Origin of the sequence: Marinobacter sp. tcs-11 (assembly GCF_002049515.1) — a bacterium.
Classification (GTDB): domain Bacteria; phylum Pseudomonadota; class Gammaproteobacteria; order Pseudomonadales; family Oleiphilaceae; genus Marinobacter; species Marinobacter nauticus.
This window is the reverse complement of sequence record NZ_LLYU01000006.1, coordinates 83,411-101,427: the sequence shown is the minus strand read 5'-3', so window position 1 is coordinate 101,427 and position 18,017 is coordinate 83,411. Positions and strand designations below refer to the sequence as shown.

The 18,017-nt window shown below is 59.2% G+C and carries 14 protein-coding genes; 11 read left to right on the top strand and 3 right to left on the bottom strand.

Annotated elements, in window-relative coordinates; all coding sequences use genetic code 11:
• Nucleotides 1-4 precede the first annotated feature (4 nt).
• The 10 genes from ARC85_RS08860 to ARC85_RS08815 all read left to right on the top strand — a co-directional run bounded on the left by ARC85_RS08860 (nucleotide 5) and on the right by ARC85_RS08815 (nucleotide 12,384).
• Nucleotides 5-892, top strand: coding sequence for a mechanosensitive ion channel family protein (locus tag ARC85_RS08860; protein ID WP_023008868.1), 888 nt, complete (start codon nucleotides 5-7; stop codon nucleotides 890-892).
• Nucleotides 873-1,364, top strand: coding sequence for an ATP-dependent zinc protease family protein (locus tag ARC85_RS08855; protein WP_141067731.1), 492 nt, complete (start codon nucleotides 873-875; stop codon nucleotides 1,362-1,364). Before ARC85_RS08860 ends, ARC85_RS08855 begins: the two co-directional genes overlap by 20 nt.
• 2 nt (nucleotides 1,365-1,366) lie before the next feature.
• Nucleotides 1,367-2,272: a 30S ribosomal protein S6--L-glutamate ligase gene (gene rimK, locus ARC85_RS08850; protein WP_011785816.1), complete on the top strand. Its 906-nt coding sequence runs from the start codon at nucleotides 1,367-1,369 to the stop codon at nucleotides 2,270-2,272.
• A gap of 6 nt (nucleotides 2,273-2,278) precedes the next feature.
• On the top strand, nucleotides 2,279-3,346 hold the full coding sequence (locus tag ARC85_RS08845; protein WP_011785815.1) for a succinylglutamate desuccinylase/aspartoacylase family protein: 1,068 nt from the start codon (nucleotides 2,279-2,281) through the stop codon (nucleotides 3,344-3,346).
• Between the two features lie 18 nt (nucleotides 3,347-3,364).
• Nucleotides 3,365-3,790, top strand: coding sequence for a secondary thiamine-phosphate synthase enzyme YjbQ (locus ARC85_RS08840; protein ID WP_141067732.1), 426 nt, complete (start codon nucleotides 3,365-3,367; stop codon nucleotides 3,788-3,790).
• Nucleotides 3,791-4,012: 222 nt separating this feature from the next.
• The gene (locus ARC85_RS08835; RefSeq protein ID WP_011785813.1) at nucleotides 4,013-4,990 is read left to right on the top strand and encodes a TAXI family TRAP transporter solute-binding subunit; all 978 of its coding nucleotides are present in this window, start codon (nucleotides 4,013-4,015) and stop codon (nucleotides 4,988-4,990) included.
• Nucleotides 4,991-5,074: 84 nt separating this feature from the next.
• Nucleotides 5,075-7,270 carry a TRAP transporter permease gene (locus ARC85_RS08830; RefSeq protein ID WP_286714728.1) on the top strand — a complete coding sequence of 732 codons (2,196 nt, stop codon included), beginning with the start codon at nucleotides 5,075-5,077 and terminating at the stop codon, nucleotides 7,268-7,270.
• Nucleotides 7,271-7,377: 107 nt separating this feature from the next.
• Nucleotides 7,378-9,192: a sensor histidine kinase gene (locus ARC85_RS08825; protein ID WP_286714727.1), complete on the top strand. Its 1,815-nt coding sequence runs from the start codon at nucleotides 7,378-7,380 to the stop codon at nucleotides 9,190-9,192.
• Nucleotides 9,189-10,541 carry a sigma-54-dependent transcriptional regulator gene (locus tag ARC85_RS08820; protein WP_011785810.1) on the top strand — a complete coding sequence of 451 codons (1,353 nt, stop codon included), beginning with the start codon at nucleotides 9,189-9,191 and terminating at the stop codon, nucleotides 10,539-10,541. The genes ARC85_RS08825 and ARC85_RS08820 overlap by 4 nt, the downstream gene beginning before the upstream one ends.
• 148 nt (nucleotides 10,542-10,689) lie before the next feature.
• Nucleotides 10,690-12,384 carry a methyl-accepting chemotaxis protein gene (locus ARC85_RS08815; protein ID WP_121208403.1) on the top strand — a complete coding sequence of 565 codons (1,695 nt, stop codon included), beginning with the start codon at nucleotides 10,690-10,692 and terminating at the stop codon, nucleotides 12,382-12,384.
• A 71-nt stretch (nucleotides 12,385-12,455) separates the two neighbouring features.
• Here ARC85_RS08815 and ARC85_RS08810 read toward each other — a convergent pair whose 3' ends face one another.
• From ARC85_RS08810 to ARC85_RS08800, 3 genes are read right to left on the bottom strand one after another with little or no spacing between them, the layout of a single operon-like run.
• Nucleotides 12,456-14,114, bottom strand: a complete 1,659-nt coding sequence (locus ARC85_RS08810) for an acetolactate synthase large subunit (protein WP_153741562.1) — start codon at nucleotides 14,112-14,114, stop codon at nucleotides 12,456-12,458.
• On the bottom strand, nucleotides 14,111-15,298 hold the full coding sequence (locus ARC85_RS08805) for an L-lactate dehydrogenase (protein WP_286714725.1): 1,188 nt from the start codon (nucleotides 15,296-15,298) through the stop codon (nucleotides 14,111-14,113). The genes ARC85_RS08810 and ARC85_RS08805 overlap by 4 nt, the downstream gene beginning before the upstream one ends.
• A 4-nt stretch (nucleotides 15,299-15,302) precedes the next feature.
• Nucleotides 15,303-16,916, bottom strand: coding sequence for an FAD-binding dehydrogenase (locus ARC85_RS08800; RefSeq protein ID WP_286714724.1), 1,614 nt, complete (start codon nucleotides 16,914-16,916; stop codon nucleotides 15,303-15,305).
• A 90-nt stretch (nucleotides 16,917-17,006) separates the two neighbouring features.
• Here ARC85_RS08800 and ARC85_RS08795 point away from each other — a divergent pair, with 90 nt between their 5' ends.
• On the top strand, nucleotides 17,007-18,014 hold the full coding sequence (locus ARC85_RS08795; RefSeq protein WP_286714722.1) for an AraC family transcriptional regulator: 1,008 nt from the start codon (nucleotides 17,007-17,009) through the stop codon (nucleotides 18,012-18,014).
• The last annotated feature ends 3 nt before the right edge of the window (nucleotides 18,015-18,017 follow it).

Below are 18,017 nucleotides of genomic sequence, written 5' to 3'. Positions count from 1 at the left end.
TCTGTTGATTGAGGCTATTGAGGCTACGTTTATTCAATTGATCAGTGGCATTGCCTGGGGGCAGTGGCTGGCGGCGGGATTTTTGCTGGTGCTGGGTATCTTCCTGGGTACCATGCTGGCCCGGAGCGTCGGGCGGCTGGTCGAAAGCCGCACTTCACGGCACCACCAGGTGCTCATCCGGCGCCTGGTGTTCTATGTGATTTTCGTGCTGTTTGCTATCGCAGCGCTGCGGGAAGCCGGGTTTTCACTGGAAGTGGTGCTGGGGGCGGCCGGTATTCTCACGGTAGCCATTGGCTTTGCTTCGCAGACATCGGCTTCCAACATCATCAGTGGCCTGTTTCTGGTGATGGAGCGTCCGTTTGAGATAGGCGATGTCATCGAAGCGGATGCCACCATTGGTGAGGTGGTGGCGATTGATCTGCTCAGTGTAAAGCTGAGAACACCGGACAACCTGTATGTGCGTATCCCCAATGAAACCCTGATCAAAACCCGGGTGGTGAACCGGTCCCGATTTCCGATCCGGCGGATCGATTTGGTGATCGGTATCGCCTACGCTGAAGATGTGGAGCGGGTGCGGGATCTGTTGCTCGGGCTGGCGGAGACCAATCCGCATTGCCTGGAAGAGCCCCGGCCATTTGTGCTGGTGACCGGTTTCGGGCCTTCGTCTGTGGATCTCCAGTTTTCCTTCTGGGTGGCCCGGGAGGATTTCCTGGAAGGTAAAGGCGGCATGATGGTCGCTATCAAGAAAGCACTGGACGGGGCTGGTATTGAAATACCGTTTCCTCACACCAGTGTCTACGCCGGCAGTCATTCCGAACCTTTCCGCATACAGCTGGTCGGGTCGGAACAACAGCAAGAAAAGGAATTACCGGATGTCGACAATAAAACCTGAAGCCATTAAAACCACTCCCCCGAAAGCCGCGGAGAACAAGGTTAGTCTGGGGTGGCGGGAATGGGTGGCGCTGCCTGATCTTGATATCCAGCGTATCAAGGCCAAGGTGGATACTGGCGCCAGGACATCCTGTCTGCACACGTTCCGAACCGAGCCCTATACCGAAAACGGCGAACGTCGTGTGAAGTTCTGGGTGCACCCGGTTCAGAACGACCTGCACCATGTGGTGGAATGCGATGCCCGGGTGCTGGATGAGCGCACGGTATCGGATTCCGGTGGCCACAAGGAACAACGCCTGGTGATTCAAACCACGCTGGTCCTGGGCGACCAGAGCTGGCCCATTGAAATGACACTGACCAACCGGGACTCCATGCGGTTCCGGATGTTACTTGGGCGCACCGCCATGGCGGGACGCTCAACGATTTACCCCGAAGCTTCTTATCTTGCCGGCGAGCCGGCACCAAGGACCTGACTATGAAAATTGCGGTACTGTCCCGAAACCGTCACCTGTATTCGACCCGGCGTCTGGTGGAGGAAGGCATTAACCGTGGCCACGAAGTGAAGGTCATCGACTGCCTGCACTGCTCCATGAACATCACCTCTGCCGACCCGAAAATCCACTACCACGAAGAGGTGCTGGAAGATTTTGATGTTGTGATTCCCCGCATTGGTGCCTCGGTCACGTTTTACGGCACTGCGGTGCTCAGGCAGTTTGAGATGATGGGCGTGTTTCCGGTGAATGAATCGGTTGCCATTACTCGTTCGCGCGACAAGCTGCGCTCTTTACAGTTGCTGGCCCGCAAAGGTGTCGGCATGCCGGTGACCGGTTTTGCCAATAAACCGGACAACGTGCCGGAATTGCTGAAAATGGTGGGGGGGGCTCCGGTGGTGATCAAGCTGCTACAGGGCACCCAGGGCATCGGCGTGGTGCTGGCGGAAACCCGCAAGGCGGCAGAAAGCGTGATCGAGGCCTTTATGGGCCTGAAAGCCGATATTCTGGTGCAGGAGTTCATCAAGGAAGCTGGTGGCGCCGATATTCGCTGCTTTGTGATCGGCGACAAGGTTATTGCTGCCATGAAACGCCAGGGCGCTGAAGGCGAATTCCGCTCCAATCTGCACCGCGGTGGCACCGCCTCGCTGGTGAGAATTACTCCGGAAGAGCGCCGAACTGCCATTACTGCCGCCAAAGCCATGGGCCTGAACGTCGCCGGCGTGGACCTGCTGCGTTCCAGCCGAGGTCCGTTGGTGATGGAAGTGAATTCCTCGCCTGGCCTGGAGGGTATTGAAAATGCCACCGGAAAGAACGTGGCGGGCATGATCATCAACTGGACCGAAAAGAACTATAAACCCTGGAAAACCAAAACCCGGGGCAGGGGATAAGAAGGCATGGCCAGAGCTCCATTTGAGATTGCCGGCGTAGAGGTGAAAGCCGGTACCCGGGAGACCGTGGAAGTCCCGGTGGCAAAACTCTACACCCATACCCCGCTGCATATTCCGGTGGAAGTGGTACACGGCCGCCGGGATGGCCCGGTATTGATGGTCTGTGGCGCCATCCACGGCGATGAAATCAACGGTGTTGAAATCGTCCGCCGTGTATTGAAGAACTCCGCGCTGAGGCACCTGAGGGGCACCCTGGTGGCGGTCCCGATTGTCAATATCTTCGGGTTCGTGCAGCGTACCCGCTACCTGCCGGACCGGCGGGATCTGAACCGGTGTTTCCCGGGCTCAGAGAGTGGTTCTCTGGGTGGGCGTATTGCCTATCTGTTGCGCACCCAGATCATGGAAAGCGTCACCCACATTATCGATCTGCATACCGGCGCCATTCACCGGTTCAATCTGCCGCAGATCCGTGCGGAACTGAAAAATCCCGAAACCTCTCGAATGGCTGAGGCTTTCGGTGCGCCGATCATTATCAATGCCGGTCTGCGCGAAGGCAGCCTGCGTGCCTACGCCGATTCACTGGATATTCCGGTCATTACTTTTGAAGGCGGCGAAGCCCTGCGCTTTGACGATGTCGTCATTGCCAGCGGCGTGAAGGGCATTATCCGGGTAATGAGGGAACTGGAAATGGTGCCGGCCAAGAAAGGCCCCAAGGCGCCGAAAAAGCGTTCGGAAACGGCGGCCAATTCGCAGTGGGTGCGGGCAGACATCGACGGTATCATGCGGCCGGTGGCCAGGCTCGGCCAGAAGGTCCGCAAGGGGCAGCGGCTGGCCATGGTAGCCGATCCCTTTGGCGAGACTGAAGTGGCTATTACTTCACCCTGTTCCGGGATCGTCATCTGTGTGAACAACCTGCCCTTGGTGAACGAAGGTGAGGCCATCTACCACGTGGCGCGGTTTGATGAGTTGGGTGAGGCCGAGAAGGCCATGGACTACTTCCGCAGCTCCTTCGAGAGCGAGATGTCGGAAGAAGCCGTGGTGCCGGTACACCCCTGGGATGAACTTCAGAAATAACCGACTGTTGGAGCACGTATGATCTGGCACCAGAAAACGATTGAGCTGGCCCCGCTGCCCAGGGGATTTAACCTGGTGACCAACGAAATCCTGGCCCAGGCGCCGGAACTGACCAACTGCGAAGTGGGGTTGCTGAATCTGTTCATTCAGCATACCTCCGCTTCTCTTGCCATCAATGAGAACGCCGACCCGGACGTGCGTGGCGATCTGGAGCGTCACTTCAATGTGATGGTGCCGGAACACGCCGACTATTACGAGCACACCCTGGAAGGCCCGGATGACACCACCTCCCACATCAAAAGCGTGATCATCGGGCCGTCGCTGACCATCCCCATCAGCCACGGCCATCTGGCTCTCGGTACTTGGCAGGGCATCTACCTTTGCGAACACCGGAATCATGCCGGTGGTCGTAAAATTGTGGCGACTTTGCAGGGTCGTTGGTAAGCGTTCAGGCGCTCCCCATAGGGGTGGGTTTCCACCCATAGGTGATTCTTCTCTGGGTGGAAATCCACCCATTAATTGCATGTCCTTCCGGCCAATCCGGCTTAGAAATCTGTTTTATAAGTAGTTTCCCGAACTGGCCCGGCCCTTGCTGAATGCTCCCGCAGCGAGGCCGGGCAGGTCTCATCAGCACCCAACCAACAAGATGAATCGGGAGCATTTCTTATGAAACTTCAAACCATTCTGGCGGCTGCGATCGCCTCCTCCGTTGTTGCTGGCCCTGTGATTGCCCAGGATCGTGCCGGCTGGCCTGAGAGCTTTACCGTTGGCACGGCAAGCCAGGGCGGCACCTACTTTGCCTATGGCTCCGGCTGGGCGAACTTTGTGGCGGAGAATCTGGGGGTGTCTGGTGGCGCTGAAATCACCGGCGGCCCGGTTCAGAACATGGCGCTGGTCCACACCGGAGACCTGAAGTTTGGCCTGACTACCATGGGCCCCGCCCGTGAGTCCGTGGACGGGCAGAGCCCGCTGGCACCGGGCATGAAGATGGACAACGTCTGTGCCATGTTCCCGATGTATGAAACCCCGTTCTCCATTGCCACGCTGTCCAGCTCCGGTATTACCAGCATCTCCGAGATTCCGGACGGCGCCACCATTGGTTTCGGGCCGGCAGGTTCCACCTCGGATACCTACTTCCCGCGCATGATGGAAACGCTGGGCGTCAAGTTCGAGCGCCGTAACGGCAGCTGGTCAGACCTCGGTGGCCAGCTTCAGGACGGTCTGATTGATGTGGTGGCCTTCGCTGCCGGTATTCCCATTCCGGCGGTCAGCCAGCTGGAAGTCCAGACCGACGTTAACGTGATTGGCATGAACGACGACGAAGCCAAGAAGATCGTCGATAACTTCCCGGTGTCTGAATTCGTGATTCCGGCCAGCACCTACCAGTCCCTGGATGCCCCGTCCCGTGTGGTCTCCATGTGGAACTTCGCTATGGTGAACTGCGATATGCCGGAAAGCTTTGTGTATGAAATCACCAAGCTGACCATGGAGAACAACGACAAGATGGTGTCGATCCATAAGGCAGCGCGCCACTCCGTCCCCGAGAACTACACCAAGAACAAGGTACTGCCCTGGCATCCGGGTGCGGCACGCTGGTTCAACGAGAACGGCTATCCCATCGAAGACGCGGCCATCAAGCAGTAATGAACCTGGCCGAAGGGTCGCCGGACGACCCTTCGGCATCCGGTCGATACCGATTCACCGCCTCTCAGACAGGCAGGACTTATCATGACCAAAGAACAACCCCATGCCGGCGGCGAAACGCAGCTGGCAGAAAACCTGACGGTCAATGAAGACCATGTATTGGCCCACAATGTGGATGAAGAACCGGTGGAGGCGAACCGTCGCCTGTACACCGGTCTTTTGCTGAAGTTCGTGGTGTTGCTGGCCATTGCCTATTCGGCGTTTCACCTCTACACCCTGAACGTGTCGCCCATGGAAACCTGGTCGTTCCGTATTGTCCACGTGGCCGGTGCCCTGGTGTTGGGCTTTATCCTGTTTGCCGGTGCACGTTTTGTGTCCGGTGAAGAAGGTGCCGCACGGCATCGCTGGACCACCTGGTTTGCGGCGGTGGCACTGATTCCAGCGCTCTATGCGCTGTACCAGACTTACGCCTTTCACCAGATGATTCTGGGTGGCACCCTGCGTATTCCCGCGGAACTGGAAACCTGGCATTTTGGCTGGCCGCTGCTGGCGGCTTCCGGTGTGGGTATTGTCATGAGCTGGTTCCACCAGCGCGACCGTGCCCGGTTCAGCGTGCCGGATCTGGTTCTGATCGTCTGCTCTGTGGCGGTTGCCGCCTACCTGCTGGTGGTGTTCAACACCTCCATGCGGATGACCACCGGCACCGCGTTCGCTCCCGTGGGCATTTCTTTCGCCGCTGTGGCCGGTACCGCGCTGATTATGGAGCTTACCCGCCGGGTAGCCGGCATGGCTCTGGTGGTGATTGCGCTGGTGTTTCTTGCCTACGTCTTCGCCGGCCCCTACCTTCCGGGCTTTCTGGGGTATCCCGGGTTGTCGGTTCAGCGCTTCTTCAGCCAGGTGTATACCGATGCCGGTATCCTCGGGCCGACCACGGCGGTGTCTTCTACCTACATTATCCTGTTCATTATCTTTGCCGCGTTTCTGCAGGCGTCGAAGGTAGGTGACTACTTTGTGAATTTTGCCTTTGCAGCGGCTGGACGGTCCCGGGGTGGTCCCGCCAAAGTCTCCATTTTCGCCTCTGGCCTGATGGGTATGATCAACGGCACCAGTGCCGGTAACGTGGTGTCCACCGGTTCCCTGACCATCCCCTTGATGAAGCGGGTTGGCTACAGCAAGGAATCCGCCGGCGCGGTTGAAGCAGCAGCGTCTACGGGCGGGCAGATCATGCCGCCGATCATGGGAGCGGGTGCCTTCATCATGGCGGAGATTACCGGTATTCCCTATACCGAAATTGCCATTGCGGCGATTATTCCGGCGATTCTGTACTTTGCCTCGGTCTACTTCATGGTCGATTTCGAGGCCAAGAAGCTGGGAATGCGCGGCATGCGCGAAGACGAGCTGCCCAATTTGCGCCTGATGCTGCGCCAGGTATACCTGTTCGTGCCCATCATCATTCTGATCGTGGCGTTGTTTCAGGGCTACTCGGTGATTCGTGCAGGTACTCTGGCCACGATTTCCGCGGCGGTGGTCAGCTGGATTTCCCCCAACAAGATGGGCCTGCGGCAGATTCTGCATGCGTTTGAGATAGCGGCCTATATGTCGATTCAGATCATCGTGGTCTGTGCGGCCGCCGGTGTCATTGTGGGTGTGATCTCACTCACCGGCGTTGGCGCGCGGTTCTCGGTGCTGTTGCTGGATGTGGCGGCCCACAGTCATCTGCTGGCTCTGGTGTTTGCCATGTTTATTTCCATTCTGCTGGGTATGGGCATGCCGACCACCGCGGCTTATGCGGTTGCGGCTTCGGTCGTGGCGCCGGGCCTGGTGCAGCTGGGGATTGAACCGCTGACCGCGCACTTCTTTGTGTTCTACTTTGCGGTGGTCTCGGCCATCACACCGCCTGTGGCACTGGCGTCCTATGCGGCGGCGGGTATTTCCGGTGCCAACGCCATGTCCACATCGGTCGCGTCATTCCGGATCGGCATTGCGGCGTTCATCGTGCCCTTCATGTTCTTCTACAACAGTGCCCTGTTGATGGAAGGAGGGTGGTTCGAAATCGGACGGGCGCTGATTACCGCTACCTTTGGCGTGTACCTGCTGTCTGCCGGTGTGCTGGGCTGGTTCGCACGGTCGTCCGCCCCGGTTCTGGTACGGCTGTTACTGGTGGCTGCAGCCCTGCTGACCATCGAGGGTGGTTTGTGGACGGATCTGGCGGGTATCGCGCTGGCGGTAATCGCCATGCTCATCCAGCGCAAGCGTGCGCTGGCTCTGGCCGCAGCCTGATATGGCCAGTACCCGGAGGACAACCTGCCGCTGAGCGGGTTGTCCTGCCGGTCCGGGGGCGCTAGGCTTGGCCGAAGCCCCTCTTTGATGTTTCGGAACTGAATTCCATGCTCCAGCGCTTCAGCGTCGTTGTGATTCTGGTTGTCATCATGCTGCTGTCCTGGCTTCTGGGCGGTTGGTACGGTTATCGCCAGCTGGAGCAGGAGGCCCTGCAAGAGGCTTTCCGGTACCGACAACTGGTTGCGAACGAGCTGAACCGGTATCTGCCGGTTCCGGCTCTTATCGCCGAACACCCCCTGTTAGCCGACGCACTCAAGCAACCGAATGATGCTGTGACCCTGCTTCGGGCCAACGAGCAGATGCAAAGAATGGCGACCATTGTCGGCGGCTCAGATATCTACCTGATGGATTTGTCTGGTTTGACGATTGCGGCCAACAATTTCGGCCAGCCGGACACCTTCGTCGGCAATAATTACGCGTTTCGCCCCTACTTTTCTGAAGCCGTGCAAACCGGAGATTCAGTGGCCTATTTCGCCCTCGGTATACGGTCCCTGGAGCGTGGTCTGTACTTCACTCATCCGGTGCGGGATCAGCGGGGCAAGATGCTCGGGGTCGTAGCCATCAAGATATTGGTCCATGAGCTGGAGTCGCAGTGGCACCGGCCAGAATCGACCCAGCAGGCGCAAATGGTGGTGCTGGACGGCGACGGCATCAGTTTTCTGTCCAGTCGCAGCCAGTGGTTGTATCGGGACTTTCGGCCAGGTGACAAGGCCGAAAAAACCGCCCGCGTGCGGCAGCGTTACCCCGAACGGGATTTAGCGCCTGTTGACTTTTCGGTCACTGGCAAGCCGTGGGGGCTGGCGGATTATTCCACACGGATTCAGTTACGGGACAGCAACAGTGCCGGCACGTACCTGACCGTCGAGGTGGACTTGCCCAGGCTGGACTGGAGCCTGATGGTCCTGTCCGAGACGCGATCAGTACTCTGGACCCGCGCCGGTTTCCTGGTCAGCGGGCTGGCCTTGTTCCTGGCCGGGTTCCTTACCTGGTTGTATCTCCGCGAACGATACCGGCGGGAACGTGAACTGGCCTTGAGGGGAGAGCAGTTGGAGCGTCGCGTTGCTCAGCGGACAGCCGATCTTAAACGTTCCAATGACCAACTGCTGGAAGAGATACAGGAGCGGGAGAGAGCCCAGACCGAGTTGCGTGAAACCCAGCAAGAGCTCATCCAGGCTGCCAAGCTAGCGGTGCTCGGGCAAATGTCGGCGGGTCTGAACCACGAGATCAATCAGCCCCTGACCGCTATCCAGGGTTATGCCCGCAACAGTCGGAAGTTTCTGGAGCGAGGGGCCACCGATATGGTGGATGCCAACCTGGGGGAAATTGTTGCCCTGTGCGACAAGATGGCGGAGCTCATCCGACAGTTTAAGGTGTTCGCGAGAAAATCCGAGGGCCCCCCGTCGGTGGTTGATCTCAGATTGGCTGTGGATGGAGCCCTCAAGATTATTCGTGCCCAGCACAGCAGTAGCGGCATTGGCATCGATTGGCATCGTCCGGAGCAGCCGGTCATGTGCCACGGGGATCTGATCCGGATCGAGCAGGTGATGGTCAATCTGGTGGCGAACGCGGTTCAGGCGGTTGAAGGCCGTGACGAGCCGTTGATCGAGATCATGATTGATGAGGAAGAGGGGAACTGGCGTTGCCGGGTTCGAGACAATGGGCATGGCCTTCCCGGTAACACAGAGAAGGTGTTCGAACCGTTTTTTACCACCCGCTCCGTCAAACAGGGGTTGGGCCTGGGGCTTTCCATTTCCCGTCAGATCGTTGAAGCTCTGGGCGGAAACCTGGTCGGCCACAATCGTGACGATGGTCCGGGTGCCGAGTTCGTTCTCAAATTGAAACAGCGTAGGGCAGAGGAATGACAACCGCTTCAGTCATTTTTGTCGATGACGACCCGGATATCCGGCCACTGATGGAACAGACCCTGGAGCTGGAGGATATCCCGGTGGCCTGTTTTGCGGATGGAGCCTCTGCTTTGCAGGAGGTTCATCCGGATTTTGAGGGCATCGTCCTGTGTGATTACAACATGCCGGGCATGGACGGCCTGGATGTGTTGCAGCGCATCCGGCAGATTGATGAAGATATTCCGGTCATTCTGCTGACTGGTCAGGGCGATATCAGCACGGCGGTATCGGCCATGCAGCAGGGTGCCTACGATTTCATCGAGAAACCGTTTGATCACGAGGAGTTGATTGAACTTCTGCGGCATGCCCTTGAGAAACGGCATCTGGCGCTTGAGAACCGGCGGCTGAAAGCTCAGCTCCGACACCTTGCCCGCCCCGGCCCCCGGATGCTGGGCGATTCGCCGGCTATGCAACGGGTGATGGCGACCATTGATCCGGTATTGGATATCTCCGCAAACGTGCTCCTTCATGGTGAGACGGGGTCCGGTAAGGACGCGCTGGCCAGATATATCCATGAAAACAGTCCACGCAGCAGCCACAATTTTGTTGCGATCAATTGCGGCGCTGTACCCGAGAATCTGATCGAAAGCGAGCTGTTCGGGCACGAGGCCGGTGCCTTCACAGGTGCTGACAAACGACGTGTTGGCAAGATAGAACACGCTCATCGGGGAACCCTGTTCCTGGATGAGCTGGAAAGTATGCCCATGCCGTTGCAGATAAAACTGCTCCGGGTTCTTGAGGAGCAACGGGTTGAGCGGCTTGGCAGCAACCAGGTCGTTGACGTGGACGTACGTATTATCGCCGCCACCAAATCCGATCTGAAGGAACTGAGTGACAAGGGAGAATTCCGGTCCGACCTTTATTACCGACTGAATGTGGTGAAAGTGGATATTCCGCCGTTGCGGGAGCGAAAGGAAGACATCCCCAAACTGTTCCATCACTTTGTGCTGATTGCTGCCGCTCGCTATGACCGCGAGAGTGTGCCTTTGGACGCACGTCAGGCTGCCCGGCTGATGCAGCATTCCTGGCCCGGCAACGTTCGGGAACTGCGTAACCTGGCTGAGCGATATGTCTTGCTGGGCCCGGCAGCCCTGGCCGAAGGGGATTCCGCCAGCGGACCGAACATTGCCAGCCGGCAGACGTTGTCGGAAATGATGGACGGCTTTGAACGCTCCGCCATTGTCAGCGCGCTGAACGCCTGCCACGGTAGCATCAAGGACACCATGGTTCAGCTCGGGATTGCCCGCAAGACGCTGTATGACAAAATGAAGAAACACGGGCTGGACAAAGCCGAGTTCAAGGACTGACCGTTACAAAAGATAACGCCCTGGTTGCACTGGTTTTACAAACTACGAGGTTTCCTCGATAAATCTGTCGTGTGTTTTTCTGTAGGATTGCTAATCTTTTTTTAGCGGACTTCTCCGACAGTCATTCCAACCACGGAAAACACACCACATGAAGAATCTGACCATCCAGGCGAGGGTGCTGTTGCTGGCACTGGTGCCGGTTATTGTTCTGACTGCATTGCTGACCACTTACAACCTGAATCAGGCCCGCTCGATCGGAGAGCAGGCGGTTGCAAGCTTCTCGGAAGACATGGAGGCCAGCAAGCGCCAGGAGCTGCGCAACTATCTGGAGCTGGCAAAAACGTCCATCCAGCATCTTTATGAGCAGCCGGGCTCGGCCAATGATCCTGAGGTCCAGCAGCAGGCCTGGGACATCTTGCGGCAACTGCGTTTTGACGACTCCGGCAGTGAGGGCTATCTGTTCGCCTATACCACGGAAGGTGTTTCGGTGATGCATGGTGTCAATTCCGCCCTGGAAGGCCGTAACCTCTGGGGCTTTCAGGACCCGAACGGCACCTACCTGATTCGCGAACTGATCGAGGCTGCGCGCAATGGTGGCGGCTATGTACCCTATGGCTGGAAACACCCGGAAACCGGTAACGTAGCCCCCAAGTTAGGCTATGCCGAAATGCTGCCGAAATGGGGCGTGATGATTGGCACCGGATTCTGGATTGACGGCCTGGAGTCTCAGGTTGCTTCCATGGAGCAGCGGGTGGGCGATTCCCTGGGTGAGGCAATCATTGGTTCGGTGACCACCTCCCTGATCGCCCTGGCGATTATCGTCTTTCTGGCCCTTGTCGTGGTTCGCGGCATTATCCGCCCGTTGAAGTCGGCGGTGACGGCGATGAATGGCATTGCCAGTGGCGACGGGGATCTTACCCGTCGGCTTGACGTCTCGGGCAGGGATGAGCTGTCCCAGTTGGCCACGGCGTTCAACAGCTTTGCGGATCAGGTGCATGGGCTGGTCCGCCAGGTCCGCCAGTCGGCCGAGACATTGAATGTTACCACCGGCGAGTTGAACGAGGTCATGGTGGAAGCCGAGCAGGGCGTTGAGCGCCAGAAATCGGAAAGTGATCAGGTGGCCACCGCCATGAACGAGATGACCGCCGCAGCCCAGGAAGTGGCCGGTAATGCCAGTGAAGCGTCGGATTCGGCTGGCCACGCTACCGCTCAGGTAACCGATGCCCAGGGGCTGGTCTACCAGGCCATCGAGGTGATTGGCGGGCTCTCCAAACAGGTGGAAGAGGGGGTTCAGGTCATTGAAAAACTGGGCACCGACTCCCGCCAGATCGACAGCGTGCTGGAGGTTATTCGGGAGATTGCCGACCAGACCAACCTGTTAGCCCTGAATGCTGCCATCGAGGCGGCTCGCGCCGGAGAAGCCGGCCGTGGCTTTGCCGTGGTTGCCGACGAGGTACGTACGCTGGCAAGCAGGACTCAGAAGAGCACTCAGGAGATCCAGGCGACCATCGAGCGGCTGCAGAAAGGTGCCCAGCAGGCGGTAACGCTGATCGGCGCCATCAGCCAGCGCAGCGAGGAAACCGTGGAGGAAACCCGCCAGGTGAACGAAGCGCTGCAGCGTATTTCCCAGGCCGTGAACACGATTACCGATATGAACACGCAGATTGCCAGTGCTGCGGAAGAGCAGACCAGTGTGTCGGAAACCATCAACCAGAATGTCCACGAAATCGTGGCAATCTCGGAACAGACTGCCCAGGGAACCCGTCGCGCCGGCGAAGCGACCCAGCGCCTCAAGGCACTGGCCGGTGAGTTGACCGACGAGGTCAGCCGCTACCGGGTCTGAGCAGAGTTACCTATCCAGTCGAAGGAAAAGGCGCAGTCACGAAAGTGATCTGCGCCTTTTTTTTGTCCGGATCAGGGCGCGATTTTCTTTTTCAGAGCTTTGGTCAGCGGCCTTGGCAGGCTCGGCAGCGACTTCAGCAGCCAGGGCAGAACCTTTCTTTTTACGCCATTCAGGGATTCCGGCACCACCGCTTCAATCAGGTGCGGGCCGGGGTTGTGTTTGGCGTATTCCATGGCTTTGATCAGCTCTTCCGCCGTGGTTACCCGGGTGCCGTGCACGCCCATGCTCTGGGCCAGCAACGCGTAGTTGGTGACCGGGCCACTGATGTCGAGTTGGGATTTCGCCTTGGCACCGGCTTCTTCTGCGCCAACCCGTTCCAGTTCTACGTTCAGGATCGAGTAGGAAGCGTTGTTGAAGATGATGGTGGTCACGTTCAGATTTTCCCTCGCCATGGTCCACAGGGCCTGGTTGGTATACATGGCGGTGCCGTCACCGATCAGTGCGTAAACCTGGCGATCCGGACAGGCGATGGCTGCACCGACGGCGTTGGGCATGCCTTGCCCGATGGCCCCGCCGGTGAGGGTGATCAGGTCGTGCCGTGGCGAGCCTGCGGTCATGGCGTTCAGCATCAGGCCGGAGGTGATGGCTTCATCCACGATAATGCTGTTCTCGGGCATCAGTTCGCCCACCGCCCGGCAAACCTTTTCGGCGGTGAGTTTACCTTTGGGCAGGCCGGGGCGGCCGGGCTCCTGCAGCTTGGGTTGGGCATTGCTGGCACCGAGAGTATCGGCCAGCTTTTTCAGGCTGGCGGTGGCATCCTGCTCCGGCGTGCTCAGGGTGTGAGCAGTGCAGTTGTCTGGCACCAGGTAGCTTTGTTTGCCCGGATAGGCGAAGAAGGATACCGGGGCCTTGGCATCCACCAGAATCAGGTGGTCAAACTCGGAGAGCTGCAGAGTAGCCAGTTCCGCCAGGTAAGCGATCCGCTCCACCGGCGGCAGGCCGGCGCCCCGTTCAATGCGGGTTGGGAAGGTTTCGGCAAACAGGGTGACACCGTTGTGGGCGGCAATGCGTGCCGCCTCCAGCAGAGCGGGCTCACGCAGGGCGCGGCCACCCAGCAGCAGGGCGGTTTTCTTACCGCTCCTGATGGCTTCTGCGGCCGCTTTAACAGCGCTATCTTCAGCTGCTGGCGCTTGCAGTTGAGTGGGTGCGGCACAAGGCTTGCCGCCGTCGCCCCAGGACACATCCGCCGGCAGAATCAGGGTGGCTACCTGCCCTGGCAGGCCCCGGGCGGCGGTGATGGCTTCGGCGGCATCCTGGCAAAGAGCTTCTGTGCTTTGTGACGTGCGCACAAAATTGGGGGAGATGTTGCGAGCGACCGTTTCGATGTCAGACTGCAACTGGGCGTCGTATTTCACATGGTAGGTGGCATGGTCGCCAACAATGTTGACCACCGGTACCTTACCCTTGCGTGCATTGTGCAGGTTCGCCAGGCCATTGCCCAGGCCACAGCCCAGGTGCAGCAGGGTAGCAGCGGGTTTGTCCGCCATCCGGGCGTAGCCGTCGGCGGCACCGGTGGCGACGCCTTCAAACAGGGCCAGTACCGCCCGCATTCCGGGTTCGCTGTCCAGGGCGGCGACGAAATGCATTTCGCTGGTGCCCGGGTTGGTAAAACAGACTTCAACACCCGAATTCACCAGGGTTTTCATTAGTGCCTGAGCGCCGTTGGTCATTGTTGTTCTCCAGCTTGGGTCAATTCGTTTGTATTGGTCCGGTCGAGATGGGTCTCGTTGATATCGGCAATTCTGGTGACACCGGTCAGGATCATGGCCAGTTTCAGTTCCTGCTGCCAGGTGTTCAGGAGTCGGGTTAATCCAGCCTGACCTTCTGCCGCCAGGGCCCACGCCCAGGGGCGACCAATCATCACGCCGTTGGCTCCCAGGGCAAGGGCGCGGAAAACGTCTACGCCGTTGCGGATGCCGCCATCCACCAGGATCTCGGTGTCGTTGCCGACGGCGGCCACGATATCCGGGAGTTTGCGGGCGGTGGCGGCCACACCATCCAACTGACGACCGCCGTGATTGGAGACCACGATGCCATCGGCACCGACGTTGACGGCTGCTTTGGCATCATCCACTTCCAGTATGCCTTTCAGGATCAGTTTCCCTGGCCAGCGTTCCCGCAGCCATTCGATGGCCTGCCAGGTGACGGAGGCATCGAACTGGGTATCGACCCACTGCTTGAAGGAGTCCAGGTTACTGGCCTCTGGCACTGCGTCGCTCAGGTTGCCAAAGGTCAGGGGTTTACCTTTTATCGCTACCTGCCATAGCCACCCGGGCCTGGATAGCAGTTGCTGCGCTTTGAGCGCAACAGAACGGGCGCCGGCGCTGTTCAGGCCGTTACGGGTGTCCCGATGCCGGGGGCCGGGCAGGGGCAGGTCGATGGTAAAGATCAGCGTCTGGCAGCCGGAATCCCAGGCTTTTTTCAGCAGGTTTTCTACGTAGCCCCGGTCGCGAATCATGTACAACTGGAACCAGAACGGCGCCGTGGCGGCTGCTTTCACTTCTGCCAACGGGCATATGCCAACGGTGGAGAGGGTGAAAGGCACCTCGGCCGCATTGGCGGCTTTTACTGCCTGGGCTTCTCCCCGTTGTGCCATCATTCCGGCCAGCCCCAGAGGCGCCAGGGCGACAGGCATGCTGCAGGATTGCCCGGCCAACTCGGTGCGGGTGTCTACGTTATCGACATCAATCAGCACACGTTGGCGCAGGGCGATATCCTGCCAGCCGCGGACATTGGCCCGCAGGGTGTGTTCTTCGGTGGCGCCGCCGTCCAGGTAATCTGCCAGAAACCGGGGCAGTTTACGGCGAGCGAGTTGCTGGTAATCGGCGGCGGTGGCCGGATAACTCAGGGGCATGGTCTCAGTTTCCCTTGGTGATGGAGCGGGCGGCAGCCCGCGCCGTCAGAATGCAACCGGGCAGGAAGGTGCCTTCCAGTGACCGTTTGCCATTGCTGCCACCGCCGCCAAAGCCGGCCGCTTCGCCGACACAGTACAGGCCGCGGATGGGTTGCCCGCTGGCATCCATTACCCGGCTTTGCAGGTCGGTGCGCAGGCCACCCAGGCTCTTGCGGGTAGTCAGTTGCATGTGAATGGCGATATACGGCCCGGCGCCTGGTTTCTGCAGAGGCGCCGGTTTGCAGGTGCGCAGCCGGTCCGGCCCCCACTGGCGGGCGTGGCGGATCATGCGGATTTGGGCATCGTTGTTCAGTTGATCGCCCTTGCTGAAATTGGCATCGAAAGCATCGGCGGTGGCTTTCAGAGTGGCAGCGTCAATGTCCAGAGAGCAGGTCAGGGCGTTCATTTTCTTCGCCAGCCCTTCCAGGGTGTCATCCACCAGGAAGTGACGGCTTTCGTTCAGCATCTGATTCACCAGCGGTTTGTTGCCCAGCAGCAGTTCTTTCAGGAACAGCGGGAATTGTTTGTCCCGGATGCGGGCATTGTGTTCAGCGCCGGAGATGGCAAATTCTTTCAGTGCGATACGCCGGTTCAGCAGGTGCCAGGTCCAGGGTTTTTCCTGTTCGGCTACCCGTTGGCACAGCCAGTGAGTATCAAAGCCGGTCACCAGGGGCTCCGGCCCGATACGCTCGCCCCGGTGGTTCAACCAGAGTGCGGATTTACACGGTATGGTAGACAGACCGTGGCCCGGGAAATGCGGATAGGGATGGGGAAAGCCGGCGGCATAGTTCCACATTTCGCCTGCGTGGGTGATGCGCGCGCCCAGGTGGTCTTTGGCCCAGTGGTGCAGTTTGCCATCGGCAAACGGGTGGGCACCGTTGAGCATGGTGTCCGGTTGCGGACGATGTCTGGGCCAGTTGGTACGGCACTCGGCGTGGCTGCCGTTGATACCGCCCATAGCCAGCACCACGTTCGGAGCCTCAAACCGCACTTCTTCGCCGGTTTCCTCGTTGATGGCAACGGCGCCGCAGACCTCACCGGCCTGATGGTCGACTGCGGTCATTCGGTGCCGGTGATGAATGGCCAGTCTGCCACTGGTGTTGGCTTCGTGCAGGGCATTGACCATGCAGCGCACCAGTTCCCGGGAGGTGCCCCAGGTGATGTGGTACCGGGGCACGCTGTTGCCATCGCCAAACCGGCCTCGCTCCACCCAGTTCACCGCCGGCATGAATTTGATGCCCTCGTCAGCGAGCCAGTCGTGCACCTCGGTACGGGAATGCTCAACGTAATAGCGGGCCCACTGCACAGGCCACTCATCGTTTGGGTCCAGTTCGCCGAAACGCAGCCAGTCGTTCAGCGCCAGTTCCGGCGAATCGGCGATTCTCATGCGCCGCTGCAGCGGCGTGTCAATCAGCATCATGCCGCCAAAGGCCCACAACGCCAGACCTCCGAAGCGTTCGGGGCTGTCACGATCAACAATGGTTACGGACTTGCCAGCCCGCAGCGCTTCCAGGGCGGTGACAATACCTGCCAGGCCGCCGCCGGCAATCAAAAGGTCTGAGCTAACAGGTTTCACCATGGTGCGTTTCCGGATTGTATTTTTGATTTTGTTGTTACAGACCATATAACGCTATGATTGGTTCTGAATTGACTTCAGAGGCCATAATAATTGACGTTAGAAGCCACCGTATCGATGGGCTGGGTCAATACCGTGATCGATGCCGCCAGGAATCTGGGCGTTCCTGAGAACCTGTTGCTGGAAACCGCTGCTCTGCCGGCCGGGGCCCTGTCTCTCGAACGATGGCCCATCGACTTCATTACCCGTCTCTGGCACGCCGCTGAGCAGTGTACGCGGGATCCCGGGTTTGGTCTGAAAGTTGGCGCCGGGGTGCGGCCGGCCAGTATTGATGCGGTCAGTTTCGCCATGCAGAGCGCCGCCACGCTGCGCGAAGCCATCACCCTGGTCCAGAAATACCAGCGGCTGATCTCTGATGGCGGTCGCTTCCAGATGATACCGGGTAGCAAGGGCACCTGGATTGTCTACCACCCCCGGCAGGGGCGTCTGGCGTTCAGTCCGCATCAGATTGAAGCCGTGCTGTCGGCCGTGGTCAGCCTGACCGACTGGATTGCCGGTTCTGCGGTTGGGCCTGTGCGAGTGCAATTCAGTCAGGCCCGTCTGGGGCCACTGTCAGGGTACCGGGAGGTGTTTGGTTGCCCGGTGGAGTTTGAGCAGGCGTTCAGTGGTTTGCTGGTGGGTAATGAGGTGCTGGACAGGCCTTTACCACAGGCAGATCCGGCCCTTGCCCGTGTACATGAACAGTACAATGCAGGGCGGCTGGCGGCGCTGGAAAAGGGCGCTGTGTCGGCAGAGGATCTGCGACAATGGCTGGTCGCCCGGATGGGGCCAAACCTTCCACGACGGGCAGAAGCGGCCAGGATGTTGGGCCTCAGCGAACGCACGTTGGCCCGTCGGCTGGAGGCGCAGGGCTATACGTTCAACAGCTTGTTGGACGAGGTGCGCCGGGAGCTCGCCCTGGCAGCGGTGCGGGAATCGGGATTGTCCCTGGCAGAGATCGCTTTATCGCTCGGATTTGCAGAGGCCAGTACCTTCTACCGGGCATTCCAACGCTGGACAGGCATGCCCCCGGCTCGCTGGCGCAAACAGGGGGCGCACTGAAGC